14 protein-coding genes and 2 pseudogenes are annotated in these 15,555 nt (G+C 69.8%); 9 read left to right on the top strand and 7 right to left on the bottom strand.

The genetic code is table 11. From position 1 onward, the window contains the following. On the bottom strand, positions 1-725 hold a 725-nt coding region (locus IG05_RS0122845; RefSeq protein ID WP_030345314.1), incomplete at its 3' end, for a hypothetical protein. Positions 726-757: 32 nt separating this feature from the next. Further along, a pseudogene (locus tag IG05_RS0122840) lies at positions 758-1,102 on the bottom strand (ATP-binding protein); the annotation flags it as partial. Position 1,103: 1 nt separating this feature from the next. Here IG05_RS0122840 and IG05_RS42460 point away from each other — a divergent pair. From IG05_RS42460 to IG05_RS0122815, 5 genes and pseudogenes are all read left to right on the top strand, one after another. Further along, positions 1,104-1,824 (top strand): annotated as a pseudogene (locus tag IG05_RS42460) (DUF5753 domain-containing protein). Positions 1,825-1,832: 8 nt separating this feature from the next. Then, positions 1,833-2,075 carry a DUF397 domain-containing protein gene (locus IG05_RS45560; protein ID WP_078894394.1) on the top strand — a complete coding sequence of 81 codons (243 nt, stop codon included), beginning with the start codon at positions 1,833-1,835 and terminating at the stop codon, positions 2,073-2,075. A 93-nt stretch (positions 2,076-2,168) separates the two neighbouring features. After that, positions 2,169-3,113, top strand: a complete 945-nt coding sequence (locus IG05_RS49420) for an RICIN domain-containing protein (RefSeq protein ID WP_234335963.1) — start codon at positions 2,169-2,171, stop codon at positions 3,111-3,113. A gap of 56 nt (positions 3,114-3,169) precedes the next feature. Next, positions 3,170-5,425 (top strand): ATP-dependent RecD-like DNA helicase, encoded by a 2,256-nt coding sequence (locus IG05_RS0122820; protein WP_030345309.1) that lies wholly within the window; start codon positions 3,170-3,172, stop codon positions 5,423-5,425. Positions 5,426-5,622: 197 nt separating this feature from the next. Beyond that, positions 5,623-6,912 carry a citrate synthase gene (locus IG05_RS0122815; protein ID WP_030345307.1) on the top strand — a complete coding sequence of 430 codons (1,290 nt, stop codon included), beginning with the start codon at positions 5,623-5,625 and terminating at the stop codon, positions 6,910-6,912. Positions 6,913-7,603: 691 nt separating this feature from the next. Here the strand turns inward: IG05_RS0122815 and IG05_RS0122810 are convergent. Further along, positions 7,604-9,856: a heavy metal translocating P-type ATPase gene (locus IG05_RS0122810; RefSeq protein ID WP_030345306.1), complete on the bottom strand. Its 2,253-nt coding sequence runs from the start codon at positions 9,854-9,856 to the stop codon at positions 7,604-7,606. A gap of 86 nt (positions 9,857-9,942) precedes the next feature. Further along, positions 9,943-10,182 carry a heavy-metal-associated domain-containing protein gene (locus IG05_RS0122805; protein WP_030345304.1) on the bottom strand — a complete coding sequence of 80 codons (240 nt, stop codon included), beginning with the start codon at positions 10,180-10,182 and terminating at the stop codon, positions 9,943-9,945. Between the two features lie 259 nt (positions 10,183-10,441). Here IG05_RS0122805 and IG05_RS50300 point away from each other — a divergent pair, with 259 nt between their 5' ends. Continuing rightward, positions 10,442-11,170 (top strand): chaplin, encoded by a 729-nt coding sequence (locus IG05_RS50300; RefSeq protein WP_030345303.1) that lies wholly within the window; start codon positions 10,442-10,444, stop codon positions 11,168-11,170. Between the two features lie 488 nt (positions 11,171-11,658). On the opposite strand, the gene IG05_RS0122790 is transcribed toward IG05_RS50300, so the two are convergent. Then, on the bottom strand, positions 11,659-11,934 hold the full coding sequence (locus tag IG05_RS0122790; protein WP_030345302.1) for a hypothetical protein: 276 nt from the start codon (positions 11,932-11,934) through the stop codon (positions 11,659-11,661). 73 nt (positions 11,935-12,007) lie between these two features. Then, positions 12,008-12,226 carry a hypothetical protein gene (locus tag IG05_RS49415; protein WP_078894384.1) on the bottom strand — a complete coding sequence of 73 codons (219 nt, stop codon included), beginning with the start codon at positions 12,224-12,226 and terminating at the stop codon, positions 12,008-12,010. Between the two features lie 1,102 nt (positions 12,227-13,328). On the opposite strand from IG05_RS49415, the gene IG05_RS0122780 reads away from it, so the two are divergent. The 3 genes from IG05_RS0122780 to IG05_RS0122770 all read left to right on the top strand — a co-directional run bounded on the left by IG05_RS0122780 (position 13,329) and on the right by IG05_RS0122770 (position 14,836). Then, entirely contained in the window at positions 13,329-13,811 is a 483-nt protein-coding gene (locus IG05_RS0122780) for a hypothetical protein (RefSeq protein WP_030345300.1), read from the top strand. Positions 13,812-14,030: 219 nt separating this feature from the next. After that, positions 14,031-14,321, top strand: coding sequence for a hypothetical protein (locus tag IG05_RS0122775; protein ID WP_030345299.1), 291 nt, complete (start codon positions 14,031-14,033; stop codon positions 14,319-14,321). 224 nt (positions 14,322-14,545) lie between these two features. Beyond that, positions 14,546-14,836: a hypothetical protein gene (locus IG05_RS0122770; protein ID WP_030345297.1), complete on the top strand. Its 291-nt coding sequence runs from the start codon at positions 14,546-14,548 to the stop codon at positions 14,834-14,836. A gap of 144 nt (positions 14,837-14,980) precedes the next feature. Here IG05_RS0122770 and IG05_RS0122765 read toward each other — a convergent pair whose 3' ends face one another. Continuing rightward, complete coding sequence (locus IG05_RS0122765) at positions 14,981-15,325, bottom strand: hypothetical protein (RefSeq protein WP_030345295.1); 345 nt, start codon at positions 15,323-15,325, stop codon at positions 14,981-14,983. Positions 15,326-15,555: the final 230 nt, after the last annotated feature.

Below are 15,555 nucleotides of genomic sequence, written 5' to 3'. Positions count from 1 at the left end.
AGACCCTGCTCCAAGCCCTGCTCCCGCCCTTCTTCCCGTACCTGCTCGGCCAGCGGGTGTCGCCAGAAGTACTGGATCGCCGTCATCAATTCCCTCCACGTCTGCTTCGCCTGGGGGTCGGCCAGGCAGGAGTCGACGAACTGCACGAAGACTGCGGCACTGTCGGGGTCGATGGTCCGCAACGCGGCGGCCAGGGATTCCAGTATGGCCGGAGCCTGCGGCCCACGCCCGTGTGTCATCGCCGACAGCACCGCAAGGGGGACGTCCCGCTCGGCCTGCCGCTCGTCCGCGATCACCGGCACGTTGTCCGGCCCCAGCACCAGCGGACGCACCGTCAGCGACTCCCACCCCGGGAAACCGAGCCGGATCGGACGCGAGGCCCACGTCGCCGTGGCACTGCTCTGCGTGATCACGATCAGCACCGGCTCCCACCGGTACTTCTCGTACAGGTACGACAGGTAGTACGGCCAGCTGCCCCGCTTGCGGTCGTCCACCTTGCCCTGCGACTCCACCACCAGCAGATACGTACCCTCGTCCGTCTCCGCCCGCAACAACGTGTCCACCCGACGCTCGACCGGCTCGATCTCCGTGAGGTCCACGTTCAGCGCCGCGATCTCCCTCGGCTCAGGAAACGGCACGTGCAACACCTTCTGTAACGCCTTCGTCAGCAGCGTCGGATCCTTCTGGAAGATCCGGTGCAACGCCTCATGCGACGAACCGACCATCAGCTCTCCTTCCCATCACCGTGATCAACGAGCTACGCCGCCGCAAGTTCGCACCACACGTACTTTTCCCGGTCCCCGAACCACGCCGAGGGCTGCCGGCCCCAGTCCTGCGCGCAAGCCGTCACCAGGCCGAGCCCCCGCCCGTCCTCCGACTCCAGCACCTGCCCCAACGGCACCGGCGGCTCCGGCGGCTCCGGCGACGCGGGGTCCGTGTCCCACGCCCCGATCCACACCACCCCCTCCCGGGAGCGCCGCACCCGCAGTGCGGCCGGCCCCTTGGTGTGCCGTACGGCGTTCGACACCAGCTCGGTCGCGAGGAGTTCCGCCGTCTCCACCAAGCCCGCCGGCCCGTGCAGGGTCAGGATCACGCGCAGGGTGGTGAACAGGGCCCGGATCAGTCACATCGAATCGGGGCTCATCGGGGTGAGCGAGGGTCGGCGGCGCCGGCTCGCATCCCATTACGCCTGTACCGACGGGGAGTTCGTCAACGCGTTGGTCGAAATGGCCACGGACAGAACGCGCGGCTGGTGGGAGGAGTATCGAGGCCTGCTGCCGACACCCTTCCTGGACCTCTCCGAGCTGGAGTGCCACGCGCGGTTTCTCCGGCACGTGGCCATCCTGTACGTGCCGGTCTGTTGCAGAACCGAGGATTACGCTCGCGCCGTGTTCTCGTCCAGGCTGCCGGAACCGACGCCCGAGGAGCTTGAGTTGCGCATCCGGCGCCGCAAGGCACGCCAGGAGTTCACCATCCCGTACGAAGCGGTGATCCATGAGGCGGCACTCCGCATCAGGGTCAGTGACCGCGCCGCCTCAAGCGCCCAGCTCATCCGGCTCGTCGAGCTTTCCTAAGCAGACCACATCACCGTGCGCGTCATCCCCTGCGACCGGGACGGCTTCGCCAGGGCTTCCAGCACCATGACGTATGTCGGCGGCCCCCTGCCCAAGCTGGACACCGTGGCACGGGACGCGCCTCACGGTTCTGTCTTCATCGACTCGGAGGCCCAGCTCAACATGAACGCGCTTCCGTAAGGTGGAGGCCGTATCGCTTGAGCCCGATCGGTCGCCCGATTTCATCCACACGCTGGCGAAGGAGCTGTGAGGCAGCCCATGGGCCACCTCGACCGGCGGAAATCGTCCTACTCCAGTGCAGGCGACGGCAACGAATGCGCAGAAGTCGCCACCTCCCCCACCCCCACAGTCGCCACCTCCCCCACCCACACAGTCGCCACCTCCCCCACCCACACAGCCGTCCGCGGCTCAAAAGCCCCCGACCGCATCGCCGTCACCTTCCCCGCCCCCGCCTTCGCCGGCTTCCTCGAAGCCCTGAAGACGCGACATTGCCGCCCCTGACCGTGCGAGGCACGGCCCCCCGGGTGCACGATGAAGGAGGGGGCTCGGGGTGCTTCAAAATGTCGCAGCCCATTCGTCGCAGGGGACACCCCCATGTCAGAAACATCTGGAAGAAGTCGAACGTTCAAACGCCCGCGCCCGGTCACCGGATTCGCCCTCCTGCTGGCCGGAGTCCTCGCGGGCACCGCACCGGGCGCCGTCCCGGCGAGCGCGGCCCCGGCCCCGGAGTCGCCCCCGGCGTCAGTCGCGAAGGCCGGCCCGTTCGGCCCCGACACCTGCAAGCAGGGTTATGTCTGGCGGGAGTCGCACCCGGAGGACCACGTCTGTGTGACCCCGGACGTCCGCACCCAGACCTGGAACGAGAACCGGGCGAACTCCGGGAACACCGACGACAACGGCCGGTGCCGGTTCGGCCTCGTCGCGCGGAAGGCCGTACCGGGTGACGAGGTGTGCGTGACCGAGGCCGCGCGGGACGCCGCCCGCAAGGCCGACGAGCAGGCCGCGATGCACTGGGAGGCCACCTGGGACCGGGTGTACCCGGACGGCTACGTTCCCTTCCCGTTCACGGACGCCGGCCACGAGTACAAGATCCGCAGCTCGTACACGACGGCGCGCAACGGCAAGCAGGTGCTGTACGTGGACGTGTGGCAGGGCAGCACCCAGGACGGCACCGGCACCGTGGTCTGGGACTACTGGGGCGGCGCCAACCAGCGCTTCTACTTCCGGCGCGCCGGCGATGGCCTCGCCTACCAGAACGTCTTCGAGCTCGTGGCCACGCACAGCGGAAAGTGCCTGGACGTCTCCGGGTGGGACAGGAACAACGGCGCCAGGATCATCCAGTGGTCCTGCCACGGCGGCGCGAACCAGAAGTGGTACCTGGAGCGGCGCCCCGACAACCGCTGGCAGATCCGCTCCCTGTTCAGCGACAAGTGCCTGGACGCCGACCAGCCGTCCCTGCAGGAGCCGGAGCACGGGGTGATCGTCCAGCAGTGGGACTGCGTCGGCGGTAAGAACCAGGCCTGGAGCGTCGTCAACTGAGGCTCGTGGCCCGACCGTCCCGTCCCGGTGTCACACCCCACCGGTACCGTCGGATCATGGCTCAAGAGGCGGGGACCCAGACCGGTGAGCGGCGGCTTGCCGTGGTCGAAGGTGTGCTGGAGCGGGTCACGTACGTCAACGAGGAGAACGGCTACACGGTGGCCCGGGTCGACACCGGGAGAGGCGCCGGCGACCTGCTCACCGTGGTCGGCGCGCTGCTCGGTGCGCAGGTGGGGGAGTCCCTGCGGATGGAGGGCCGCTGGGGCTCGCACCCGCAGTACGGCAAGCAGTTCCACGTCGAGAACTACACGACCGTGCTGCCGGCCACCGTCCAGGGCATCCGGCGCTATCTGGGCTCCGGGCTGGTCAAGGGGATCGGGCCGGTCTTCGCCGACCGGATCACGCAGCACTTCGGGCTGGACACGCTGCGGATCATCGAGGAGGAGCCGAAGCGGCTGATCGAGGTGCCGGGGCTCGGACCGAAGCGGACGAAGAAGATCGCCGACGCCTGGGAGGAGCAGAAGGCGATCAAGGAGGTCATGCTCTTCCTGCAGACCGTCGAGGTGTCCACGTCCATCGCCGTGCGGATCTACAAGAAGTACGGCGACGAGTCGATCTCGGTCGTCAAGGAGCAGCCGTACCGGCTGGCCGCCGACGTCTGGGGCATCGGCTTCCTGACCGCCGACAAGATCGCCCAGTCGGTCGGCATCCCGCACGACAGTCCGGAGCGGGTGAAGGCCGGCCTGCAGTACGCGCTGTCGCAGTCCGCCGACCAGGGGCACTGCTATCTCCCGGAGGAGCGGCTGATCGCCGATGCGGTCAAGCTGCTCCAGGTCGACACCGGGCTGGTCATCGAGTGCCTCGCCGAACTGGGCCGGGCGCCGGAGGAGGGCGCCGACCCGGGGGTCGTACGGGAGAAGGTGCCCGGGCCGGACGGCGGGGAGGAGCCCGTCAGCGCCGTCTTCCTCGTGCCCTTCCACCGGGCCGAACTGTCCCTGTCCGCCCAGCTGCTGAGGCTGCTGCGCACGGACCAGGACCGGATGCCGGGCTTCCGGGACGTGGACTGGGGCAAGGCGCTCGGCTGGCTGAAGTCGCGCACCGGGGTCGACCTCGCGCCCGAGCAGGAGGCGGCCGTGCGGCTCGCGCTGACCGAGAAGGTCGCCGTCCTCACCGGTGGGCCGGGGTGCGGCAAGTCGTTCACCGTGCGTTCGATCGTGGAGCTGGCCCGGGCCCGGCGGGCCAAGGTGGTGCTGGCCGCTCCGACCGGCCGGGCGGCCAAGCGGCTGGCGGAGCTGACCGGCGCGGAGGCCTCCACCGTGCACCGGCTGCTGGAGCTCAGGCCGGGCGGCGACGCGGCCTATGACCGGGACCGGCCGCTGGACGCCGACCTGGTGGTCGTGGACGAGGCGTCGATGCTGGACCTGCTGCTCGCCAACAAGCTGGTGAAGGCCGTGCCACCGGGGGCACACCTGCTCTTCGTCGGGGACGTGGACCAGTTGCCGAGCGTCGGTGCCGGTGAGGTCCTGCGGGACCTCCTCGCCGCCGGCAGTCCCGTTCCGGCCGTCCGGCTCACCCGGGTCTTCCGGCAGGCCCAGCAGTCCGGTGTCGTCACCAACGCGCACCGGATCAACGCGGGACAGCATCCGCTCACCGAGGGGCTGAAGGACTTCTTCCTCTTCGTCGAGGACGACACTGAGGCGGCCGGCCGGCTCACCGTGGACGTGGCCGCGCGGCGGATCCCGGCCAAGTTCGGGCTGGACCCGCGCCGGGACGTGCAGGTGCTGGCGCCGATGCACCGGGGGCCGGCCGGGGCGGGCGCGCTCAACGGGCTGCTCCAGCAGGCCATCACGCCCGGGCGGCCCGACGTACCGGAGAAGCGGTTCGGCGGCCGGGTCTTCCGCGTCGGCGACAAGGTCACCCAGATCCGTAACAATTACGAGAAAGGGAAGAACGGTGTCTTCAACGGCACCGTGGGCGTCGTCACCTCGCTCGATCCGGTCGACCAGCGCCTGACCGTGCTGACGGACGAGGACGAGGAGGTTCCGTATGAATTCGACGAACTGGACGAACTGGCGCACGCCTACGCGGTGACCATTCACCGCTCGCAGGGCAGTGAATATCCCGCGGTGGTGATCCCCGTCACCACGGGAGCATGGATGATGCTCCAGCGGAACCTGCTGTACACGGCGGTGACCCGGGCCCGCCGGCTGGTCGTCCTCGTCGGTTCCCGCAGGGCGATCGGGCAGGCGGTGCGCACGGTGTCGGCCGGACGGCGCTGTACGGCCCTCGACTTCAGGCTGTACGAAAAATGATCGATCAAATGAGTCATGAAGGTCACAGAGCACTTCCAGATGCCCCTCGGAGGGGGCAGGATGAGCAGGTTGGCGGCACTGAGTGCCGTCGATAGGCCCAATGGTCGACCCCGAGTGCACTCTCCTGAGCCAAATGGGGGATGGTAGAGACAGTCAGGGCACCTCGAAGATGAGGCACTACGTCGGTGAGGGAAGACGTGAGCGACAACTCTGTAGTACTGCGGTACGGCGACGGCGAGTACACCTACCCGGTGGTCGACAGCACCGTCGGCGACAAGGGCTTCGACATCGGGAAGCTCCGCGCCCAGACCGGTCTGGTGACCCTGGACAGCGGGTACGGCAACACGGCCGCCTATAAATCCGCGGTCACCTACCTCGACGGCGAGGCGGGCATCCTCCGCTACCGCGGCTACCCCATCGAGCAGCTGGCCGAGCGCTCCACCTTCCTTGAGGTGGCGTACCTGCTGATCAACGGCGAGCTGCCGACCGTCGACGAGCTCTCGACGTTCAAGAACGACATCACGCGGCACACCCTGCTGCACGAGGACGTCAAGAACTTCTACAAGGGCTTCCCGCGTGACGCCCACCCGATGGCGATGCTGTCCTCGGTCGTCTCGGCGCTGTCGACCTTCTACCAGGACAGCCACAACCCGTTCGACGAGAAGCAGCGCGACCTCTCCACGATCCGGCTGCTCGCGAAGCTTCCGACGATCGCCGCGTACGCGTACAAGAAGTCGATCGGTCACCCGTTCGTCTACCCGCGCAACGACCTCGGTTACGTCGAGAACTTCCTGCGCATGACCTTCTCGGTGCCGGCCGACGAGTTCGAGCTGGACCCGGTCGTCGTCGCCGCGCTGGACAAGCTGCTGATCCTGCACGCCGACCACGAGCAGAACTGTTCGACCTCCACGGTCCGCCTGGTCGGTTCCTCGCAGGCCAACATGTTCGCCTCCATCTCGGCCGGCATCAACGCGCTGTGGGGCCCGCTGCACGGCGGTGCCAACCAGTCCGTGCTGGAGATGCTCGAAGGCATCCGCGACTCCGGTTCCGACGTCGACACCTTCATCCGCAAGGTGAAGAACAAGGAGGACGGCGTCCGGCTGATGGGCTTCGGCCACCGGGTCTACAAGAACTTCGACCCGCGCGCCAAGATCATCAAGGCCGCCGCGCACGATGTGCTCTCCGCGCTGGGCAAGTCGGACGAGCTCCTCGACATCGCCCTGAAGCTGGAGGAGCACGCGCTCTCCGACGACTACTTCGTCGAGCGCAAGCTGTACCCGAACGTCGACTTCTACACCGGCCTGATCTACCGCGCCATGGGCTTCCCGACCGAGATGTTCACGGTCCTGTTCGCCCTCGGCCGGCTCCCCGGCTGGATCGCCCAGTGGACCGAGATGATCAAGGAGCCCGGTTCCCGTATCGGCCGCCCCCGCCAGATCTACACGGGCGTGGAGCTGCGCGACTTCGTTCCGGTCGAGGAGCGCTGACACCTGCCGGTGAGGGGGCCGCACTCGGCGGCGCCCCACACCGGAGCAGGTGCTCCCGGTCGGGTGCGCGCCCGGGAGCGGGCCGCTGACGGGTGCGGGCGGCTGCGGGTCGGCTGGTGGCCGGTCGCGCGGTTCCCCGCGCCCCTCGGCCGGCCGTGACGACGGAAAAAGCGGAAGGCGCCCTGAGACGCCGGTCCCCCCACGGGCCGACGTCCAGGGCGCCTTCCCATGTCCCGGTGCGGATTCCCCCCACGGGATCCGGCCGGGCGCTCGGAGAGGACAGCGCCTGAATCGCTGTCGATTGAGCACAACGAGCAAAACTCGCCGTACTCCAGTGATGCGGTGCGATCTGCCGGGACAAGCACGCTGGGAGGGCCGCTCAAAGCTTCCCGGTGTACGTGCCCCGGCAACGCATCTCTGAGGAAGTCCCCCAAGACATCCCCAGATGCCAGTCAGCGCCCCCCAAGACGCTGGTCTGACATCGCCAACTTAGACCTTCGAACCCCTTCGATGGTTACGTTCGCATCACTGTGATCTGCGTCTCTTGCATATGTCCTTTAGGTGCGCAAGAGCCCCGATACGCCGATCGGGACCCAAGCGTAAGGATGATGCGCGAGCCTTGTGAAGAGCTTATGTGAGGCGCGCGCCGGACTCCAGGGGGACCGGGAGATCGGTCACCGCGGTTGCCGATTCACCGGAAGGCCCGCAGCCGCAGGCTGTTGGTCACCACGAACACCGAGGAGAAGGCCATGGCCGCCCCCGCGATCATCGGGTTGAGCAGCCCCGCGGCGGCCAGCGGCAATGCCGCGACGTTGTAGCCGAAGGCCCACACCAGGTTGCCCTTGATGGTGGCCAGCGTCCGCCGGGACAGCCGGATCGCGTCCGCGGCCACCCGCAGGTCCCCGCGCACCAGCGTCAGATCGCCGGCCTCGATCGCCGCGTCCGTGCCCGTGCCCATGGCCAGGCCCAGGTCCGCGGTGGCGAGCGCGGCGGCGTCGTTCACGCCGTCGCCGACCATCGCCACCGACCGCCCCGCACGCTGCAGCCGTCGTACGACGTCCACCTTGTCCTCGGGCAGCACCTCGGCGTACACCTGCGCCGCGTCGATGCCGACCTGCCGGGCCACGGCCTCGGCGACGGTCCGGTTGTCCCCGGTGAGCAGCACCGGCGTGAGCCCCAGCGCGCGCAGTTCGCGGACCGCCTCGGCGCTGGTCTCCGTGACCGCGTCGGCGACGGCGAGGACCCCGCGGGCCCGCCCGTCCCAGCCGGCCACGACGGCCGTACGGCCCTCCTGCTCGGCCTCGCGGGCCGCGCGCGCCACCTCCTGCGGCAGCTCGCCGTACAGGCGGCCCACGGCCACCTCACGGCCGTCCACGCGCCCGCGTACGCCCCGCCCGGGCACGTTCTCGAAGTGCTCGACGGCCGGCAGCGTCCCGGCGCGTTCCTCGGCCCCGGCGGCGATCGCGCGGGCCACGGGGTGCTCGGAGGCGTGCTCCAGGGCCCCCGCGAGCCGCAGCAGCTCCTTCTCGTCCTCGCCCTCGGCGGCGTACACCGCCTGCAGGGTCATCCGGCCGGTGGTGACCGTGCCGGTCTTGTCGAGGACGACCGTGTCCACGCGGCGCGTGGACTCCAGCACCTCGGGGCCCTTGATCAGGATGCCGAGCTGGGCGCCGCGGCCGGTGCCGACCATCAGCGCGGTCGGCGTGGCGAGGCCCAGCGCGCACGGGCAGGCGATGATCAGCACGGCGACGGCGGCCGTGAACGCGGCGGCCGTGTCGCCGGTGACGCCGAGCCAGACGCCGAAGGTGCCGAGCGCGACGAGGACGACGACGGGCACGAAGACGGCGGAGATCCGGTCGGCGAGCCGCTGCACCTCGGCTTTGCCGTTCTGCGCGTCCTCCACGAGCTTCGCCATCCGGGCGAGCTGGGTGTCCGCGCCGACCCGGGCGGCCTCGACGACCAGCCGGCCGCCCGCGTTCACGGTGGCGCCGGTGACCCGGTCGCCGGGACCGACGTCCACCGGCACCGACTCGCCGGTCAGCATGGACGCGTCCACGGCGGAGAGGCCCTCCACGACCGTGCCGTCGGTGGCGATCTTCTCGCCGGGCCGTACGACGAACCGGTCGCCGACGGCCAGGGACGCCACCGGGACCCGTACCTCGCGGCCCTCCCGCAGCACCGCCACGTCCTTGGCGCCCAGCTCCATCAGGGACCGCAGGGCGGCGCCCGCACGGCGCTTGGAGCGGGCCTCCAGGTAGCGGCCGAGCAGGATCAGCGCGACGACCCCGGCGGCCACCTCCAGGTAGATGGTGGAGGCGCCGTCCATGCGGGAGACGGTGAGGCGGAACTCGTCGTGCATGCCGGGCATGCCGGCGTCGCCGAGGAACAGCGCCCACAGCGACCAGCCGAACGCGGCGAGCGTGCCGACCGAGACGAGGGTGTCCATGGTGGCGGCGCCGTGCCGCAGGTTGGTCCAGGCGGCCCGGTGGAAGGGCCAGCCGCCCCAGACGACGACCGGCGCGGCGAGGGTGAGCGAGAGCCACTGCCAGTTGTCGAACTGGAGCGCCGGGATCATGGCGAGCAGGACGACGGGCGCGGCGAGCAGCGCGGAGACGAGCAGGCGGTGCCGGAGGGCGCCGGCTTCGGCGTCCCGTTCGGGGGCGGCCGGCGCGGTCTCGGTCTCGGGCTCCGGCGGCGGGGGCTGCTCGGCGGTGTAGCCGGTCTTCTCCACGGTGGCGATCAGGTCGGCGACCTGGACGCTCGGGGCGTAGGTGACCCTGGCCTTCTCGGTGGCGTAGTTGACGGTGGCGCTGACGCCGTCCATCCGGTTGAGCTTCTTCTCGACCCGGGCGGCGCAGGAGGCGCAGGTCATGCCCCCGATGAGCAGCTCGACCTCGGCGGTCGCGCCGGTGGCGGCGGCTGTCTCTGCGGTGGTGCTGGTCATGTCCGGACTCCAGACATCGGACCGGGCCGTACGGAGCCAGTATGAGCTGGTCGGTGCGGCCCGGTCGGGGAAACGGAGGGTTTTCCTCAGGCCTGGCCGGCCAGCCCGAAGCCGGCTTCGTCGACGGCGGCGCGCACGGCCTCCTCGTCCAGCGGGGCCGCGGAGACGACGGTCACCTCGCCGGTCGACGCCACGGCCTTGACCGAGCTGACGCCCGGGAGCTGGGAGATCTCGCCGGAGACGGCGCCCTCGCAGTGGCCACAGCTCATGCCGGTCACCTTGTAGACGGTGGTGACGGAGCCCGGGGTGTCGGTGTGGGCGGTCATGTCGTTACTCCTCGTCGAGGTGTTCGGGGTCGGTGTTGTTCCTGGGGATGTCCACGCTCTCCCAGACTATACCCCTAGGGGGTATCGAGCAACGCGCGATCCGCTTGCGGGGGGAGGGCGATTTCCCGCCCCGGGAGCAACTGGAGGGCGGCACGCCATAACTCCACACGGGGCCCGTCCGTTTTATGGGGGTGCGGGTAAGTGCCCGCGATGATGTCAGGAAGGCAGGAAACCAATGAGACGGACTACCCGAAACGGTGTGTTCGCCGTCGCAGCCGCGTCCGGCGCGATGGTCGTGGCGTTCCCGGTGTCCGCCGCCTTCGCGGCCGACGGGGCCGGTGCCGACGCAGTGGCGGCCGGCTCGCCCGGGGTGCTCTCCGGTAACACCGTCCAGGTCCCGGTGCACGTGCCGGTGAACATCTGCGGCAACACCGCTGACGTGGTGGGACTGCTCAATCCGGCCGCGGGCAACACCTGTGTGAACGGTGGCGCGACGAAGGCCGCCGGTGGCGGGAAGAGCGGTACGGCGAAGGTCCATGGTGCCGGGACCAGCGGCGCGGCGAAGGCCGTCGGCGGCGGATCGGCCGCGTCGGGCGGGGCGTCGGCGCACGGCGGCACCGCGGACTCGCCCGGGCTGCTGTCGGGCAACGACCTCCAGCTGCCGGTCGACGTGCCGGTGAACTTCTCCGGGAACAGCGTCAACGTGGTCGGCGTGGGCAACCCGGTCTTCGGCAACCACTCGGCCAACGAATCCGGCGACCACCCGATCCAGCCCCCGCACTCCCCGGTCCGGCACGCCCCGGTCCCGAGGCCCCGGGCTGCCACGCCTCCGGTTCCCGTCCGGTCCCACCCCGCCCCGCGCCCCGTGGCGTCCTCGCTGGCCCACACCGGGGCGGACCTCACGGCCCCCGCCCTTGCGGGCAGCGCCGCGCTCATCATCACGGGCGGAATCCTGTACCGCCGCTTCGGCGGGGGCCACGCCCGCTGAAGCGGTTCCCTGCTCCCCGGGTCGTGCCCCGGTCCGGACACGTGCCGCGGGCCCACTGTGCGCCTTCCCGGGCCCGCGGTGCCGGACAGGCGACAGTACGCCGGCCCGGCAGTAGGAACCGAGGGCCGCGTGCGCTCACGCGGCCCTCACGGAGCGTCTGCCGTCCCCTGGGCCGACCGGTCACCGGGCGAGGCGAGGTGCCGGACCCTGAGAACGGGCGTGACTTCAGGCGTGCGGTGTCGTTGTAGGGGTGCGTTCCCTTCGGCCAGGGCCCCGGGAGTCTCGTACAGACCTCCCGGGGCCCTGACACGTTCCACCGCACGGATCGGCCCACGCGGCGACGCGTTGTGGTTGCCGAGGCGTCGGCCGGCCACAACGCGTCGCGTGAAGGGCACGCACAGACCACGAGGCCACGCCACACGCGATGGCATGAGACGTGGTCTCGACGGAACGATCTGTGCGTGCCCGAGCCGAGGGCGGCGAGGCCCTCAGAACGCCTGGCTGTTGCAGCCCATGTCCGAACCGAGGTGGCTCTGCTGCGCGCCGGGGTTGCCTTCACCGTTCAGCAGGTTGCCCGCCAGACCGGTGATGGCGCCGATGCTTCCGATCACCTCGATGTTCATGTCGTGCGAGCGGCACTCGATGCCCTGCGTGACGTCGAAGTCGTGGCCCGGCTCACCGTGCGCGAAGGCGGTGTTCGCGCCGAAGGAGCCGACACTGCCGAGGATGGCGCCCACGAGGACTGCCTTGTGGAACTTGCCCATTGGTTCTCCGTTGGTTGAGGGAACGCGATCTGCCTCAGATCGAGTCGGGTTTTCGGATGAAGTCAGTCAGGCGTCAGCCGAGCCGGGGAAGCCCCAGCTGGCCGACGGGTGGCGCCGCGACCTGCCCGAGACCGACCGGGGCCAGTTCCGGGACGCTCCCCGGCGTGATCTGCGGATTGAGGAGCGGGTTGATCTGCGGGTTCACCTGGGGGTTCACCTGCGGGGTGACGTAGGCCGGGGGCTCCGGGCCGAACGCCTGGGGCACCGCCACCTGCGGGGCGACCTGCGGCATGACCTGGGGCGTGACCTGCGGAACCACCTGCGCCGGCTGCGGGGGAGCGGCCTGGACCGGCTGCGGGGGAGCGACCTGCTGCGGGTACGGCGTGGCGGAGGCCTGTGCCGTTCCCTGCGATGTGGCCGAGGCTGCGGCATAGCCGGTCTGCTGCTGTGGCGCCGGTGCCGCTTGTACGTACTGGGGCGGCGGGGCTTGCTGAGGGGCCGGTGCCGGCTGCGCGTACTGGGGGGCCGGTGCCGGCTGTGCGTACTGCGGAGGTGGTGCCTGCTGTGTGTACTGGGGCGGCGGTGCTTGCTGTGTGTACTGGGGTGGCGGGGCTTGCTGTGTGTACTGGGGTGGCGGGGCCTGCTGTGGGGCGGGTGCCTGCTGCGCGTACTGGGGGGCCGGTGCCGACTGTGCGTACTGCGGAGGTGGTGCCTGCTGTGCGTACTGGGGCGGCGGTGCTTGCTGTGCGTACTGGGGTGGCGGGGCCTGTTGAGGGGCGGGTGCCGGCTGCGCGTACTGGGGAGCTGGATACTCGGGAGCCGGCGCCGGAGTGGGACTGCCAGGCCCGCCGAGCGTGTCGGCATGGCCGACGCCGACGCCGATGGCGGACAGACCGCCGGCCGCCGCTACAACGAGCGCGGCCTTGTGAAGCTTGCGCATAAAACCCTCGGCCCTTCGATACCTGAAACATTGCATTCAGCGCGGTCACGCGTGCGGCGTGTGTGGTACTCGCACCAAAAGGTCAGCAGCGGTAATGCTGAGCAGCACGCGGACTTCGCGTCGGAGCCGACAGCGAATCTGCTCGCCCTCTTCGGGGGAACGGCCGCTGCCCCTCTCCCCGTTGGAACGACGGCTTCTCGCTGTGGTCACGGTCCTGGAGAGCCGTCACCCGATTGCCCCGCGGCGAGTGGCTCGGGGTCCCACGCGCCTTTGGGTCAAATGGGTGACCCCCCGCGGGGCGCCCGTATCTGAGTCCGCTCCCGCTTCGTTCCTTCAGGAGCCGAGCGCGATGCATCGTCGCCGCGGCAGAAGGCAGCAAGAACAGTGACAACTCGCTGCCGCATCAGCATTTCATCAGGTTCCGTGCACAGGTCAATGAAGGGCCGAGGATTCCATGCGCAAGCTTCACCAAGTCGCGCTCGTCGTCGCAGCGGCCGGTGGTCTCTCCGCCGTCGGCGCCGGCCCCAGCTCCGCAACCCCCGCCGCCTACAACGGGGCTGCGCCGCCTCCCGTTTCCCAGCCGGACGCCCAGGCGGCCGCGGCCACCTCGTCGCAGGCGACCGCGCAGACGTACGGCTCACCGGCCCCGCGGCAGGCGGCCCCGCAGCGGGGGACCGAAATCGCCCCGCAGATCAACCCGCAGTTGAACCCGCAGATCAGCCCGCAGGTCTCCCCGCCGGCCCCGCAGTCGCAACAGGGCGCCCCGGTACACCAGAACAACTTGTTCCGGCCCTACCAGGAGTGCAGCCCGCAGACGTTGCTCGACGCGAACATCCCGGTCGCTCTGCTCGCGGCGTCCGAGACGCGCGGCGTCGATTGCACCCAGGCCAACAGTCAGGCGAACTCCCTCGCCAGCGCGACCGCCATGCGCCAGTAGCCCTTCCGGACGGCCGGCATCCCGACCCCGGTACGGACCTTCGGGGAGCAGTGATCGTCGGGACTTGGCGCATCCGATTCGGCTTTCCGGGTCATTCTTTCGCCGGCTCGGGAAATCGGCGCGCCGCTGTCCGTTTTGGGATACTTCGTATTAGTCTTCCGTAACTGAGACGGGTCGATCGATCACGGATCGCACTCAACCAATCCCATCGGAGATGACATGCGCAAGCTTCGCAACGTTGCCGTCCTGGTCGCCGCGCTCGGCACCATTGGACTCGTGAGCGGCACGGCCCACGCGGGCCAGGGTGGCGGCAAGGGCGGTGACCACGGCGACAAGTTCAGCATCACGCAGAGCTCGCAGTGCAAGTCGCACGACCTGAACCTCGACGTCCTCGGCGAGGTGGGCCTGCTCAACGGCCTGCTGGGCAACGGCCTCAACGGCGAGGGCAACCCGGGGGCCCAGGCCACCAACATCGGCTCGACGATGGGCTGCAACAACAGCGCCTTCTAAGAGTCCTGTCCGGCGCGACAGGCGCAGGACGACCAATGGTCCCGGCAACCGAGCATCAGGCAGGGTGCCGGGACCATTTGCGCACCGCGACAGGCCCAGCGGGCGGCCGCAATGGTGGGACCTCGGCGCGCCGCCGGCTCGGGGCATGACGTACCAGTCCGCATGAAACGCACCCAAGCCGATCGTTCACAGATCGGATCCACCCTCACATCACGGGAGATGACATGCACAAAATCCGCATGGCTGCCGTCCTCGTCGCCGCATTCGGGAGCGTCGGGCTCCTGGGCGCCGGCGCTGCCCACGCCGACCAGGGCTGGGGCAAGGGCGGCGACAGCTTCGACGTCAAGCAGCGCAGCACCTGTACATCGCACGACCTGAACCTCGACATCCTCGGTGAAGTCGGTATCGCCAACGGCCTGGGCGGCAACCTGCTGAACGGCGAGGGCAACCCGGGGGCCCAGGCCACGCACCTCGGCTCGACCATGGGCTGCAACAACAGCTTCGGCGGCCGGTAGAGCGTAATCGATTCCCGGTACCGCGGCCACGGCCACGGTACCGGGAATTTGTTTTTGGCCGGCGGGCCTGCTTTCCCGAACTGATTCCCCGAAACGGAAATGCCGGTCCGGGAACCATCCCGGACCGGCATTCGCCGGCACTGCTCAGAACTCGATGTGCGGCTTCTTGAAGCCCTTGGGCAGCTCCGCCCTGTTGGAGCAGTCCACAACCTCTCCGACGCTGGCGGACCCACGGTCCGTCAGCCGGTCCTCCGGGAACACCACGCGCGGCCGGTCGGCCGTCGAGCAGTCCTGCTGCTGCCTGAGCGTGTGGGTGTCGTCCTTGTCGATCCGGGTCTCGCTCTGGTGAACGCAGACGGTGCCCCCCTGTGCGGTGGTCTTGCAGTCACCCGGATTCGCGTCCGCGTAGGCGTGTCCGGCGCCGACACACATCAGGGCCAAACCGCCGACGAGCCCCGAGACGGTGGCGATTTTCTGCAGGTTGAACATGTGTTGCCTTTCTTTACGACGGAGGCCCGGGCGCCTGTGCCATTGATCGGCGTGCGCCCGGGCCCGAGAGGTCGGAACAGGTCATCCCGCACCGGGGCGCGTCGCGAGCCGAGCGCAGGGGCGGGATGGCGCCAGCCCGGACGCGGGCCGTTGGTTTGCCGCGCGTCCGGGCTGACTTGGTCATGGGGTCTCACTCGGCACACCGTCGAACGGATCGCGCGACCGTGGTG

The sequence above is a fragment of the Streptomyces sp. NRRL S-1022 genome, from assembly GCF_000720135.1.
GTDB lineage: Bacteria > Actinomycetota > Actinomycetes > Streptomycetales > Streptomycetaceae > Streptomyces.
Note: the sequence above shows the minus strand (reverse complement) of the source record. Positions and strands in the feature narration are given on the sequence as shown.

What these genes read in the sequence shown, in the direction of transcription:
- IG05_RS45560 (WP_078894394.1), top strand. Translation starts at nt 1,833, where the DNA reads ATGGGCCACCTCGACCGGCGGAAATCGTCCTACTCCAGTGCAGGCGAC.
- IG05_RS49420 (WP_234335963.1), top strand. Translation starts at nt 2,169, where the DNA reads ATGTCAGAAACATCTGGAAGAAGTCGAACGTTCAAACGCCCGCGCCCG.
- IG05_RS0122820 (WP_030345309.1), top strand. Translation starts at nt 3,170, where the DNA reads ATGGCTCAAGAGGCGGGGACCCAGACCGGTGAGCGGCGGCTTGCCGTG.
- IG05_RS0122810 (WP_030345306.1), bottom strand. Translation starts at nt 9,856, where the DNA reads ATGACCAGCACCACCGCAGAGACAGCCGCCGCCACCGGCGCGACCGCC.
- IG05_RS0122805 (WP_030345304.1), bottom strand. Translation starts at nt 10,182, where the DNA reads ATGACCGCCCACACCGACACCCCGGGCTCCGTCACCACCGTCTACAAG.
- IG05_RS0122790 (WP_030345302.1), bottom strand. Translation starts at nt 11,934, where the DNA reads ATGGGCAAGTTCCACAAGGCAGTCCTCGTGGGCGCCATCCTCGGCAGT.
- IG05_RS49415 (WP_078894384.1), bottom strand. Translation starts at nt 12,226, where the DNA reads ATGCCGCAGGTCGCCCCGCAGGTGGCGGTGCCCCAGGCGTTCGGCCCG.
- IG05_RS0122780 (WP_030345300.1), top strand. Translation starts at nt 13,329, where the DNA reads ATGCGCAAGCTTCACCAAGTCGCGCTCGTCGTCGCAGCGGCCGGTGGT.
- IG05_RS0122775 (WP_030345299.1), top strand. Translation starts at nt 14,031, where the DNA reads ATGCGCAAGCTTCGCAACGTTGCCGTCCTGGTCGCCGCGCTCGGCACC.
- IG05_RS0122770 (WP_030345297.1), top strand. Translation starts at nt 14,546, where the DNA reads ATGCACAAAATCCGCATGGCTGCCGTCCTCGTCGCCGCATTCGGGAGC.
- IG05_RS0122765 (WP_030345295.1), bottom strand. Translation starts at nt 15,325, where the DNA reads ATGTTCAACCTGCAGAAAATCGCCACCGTCTCGGGGCTCGTCGGCGGT.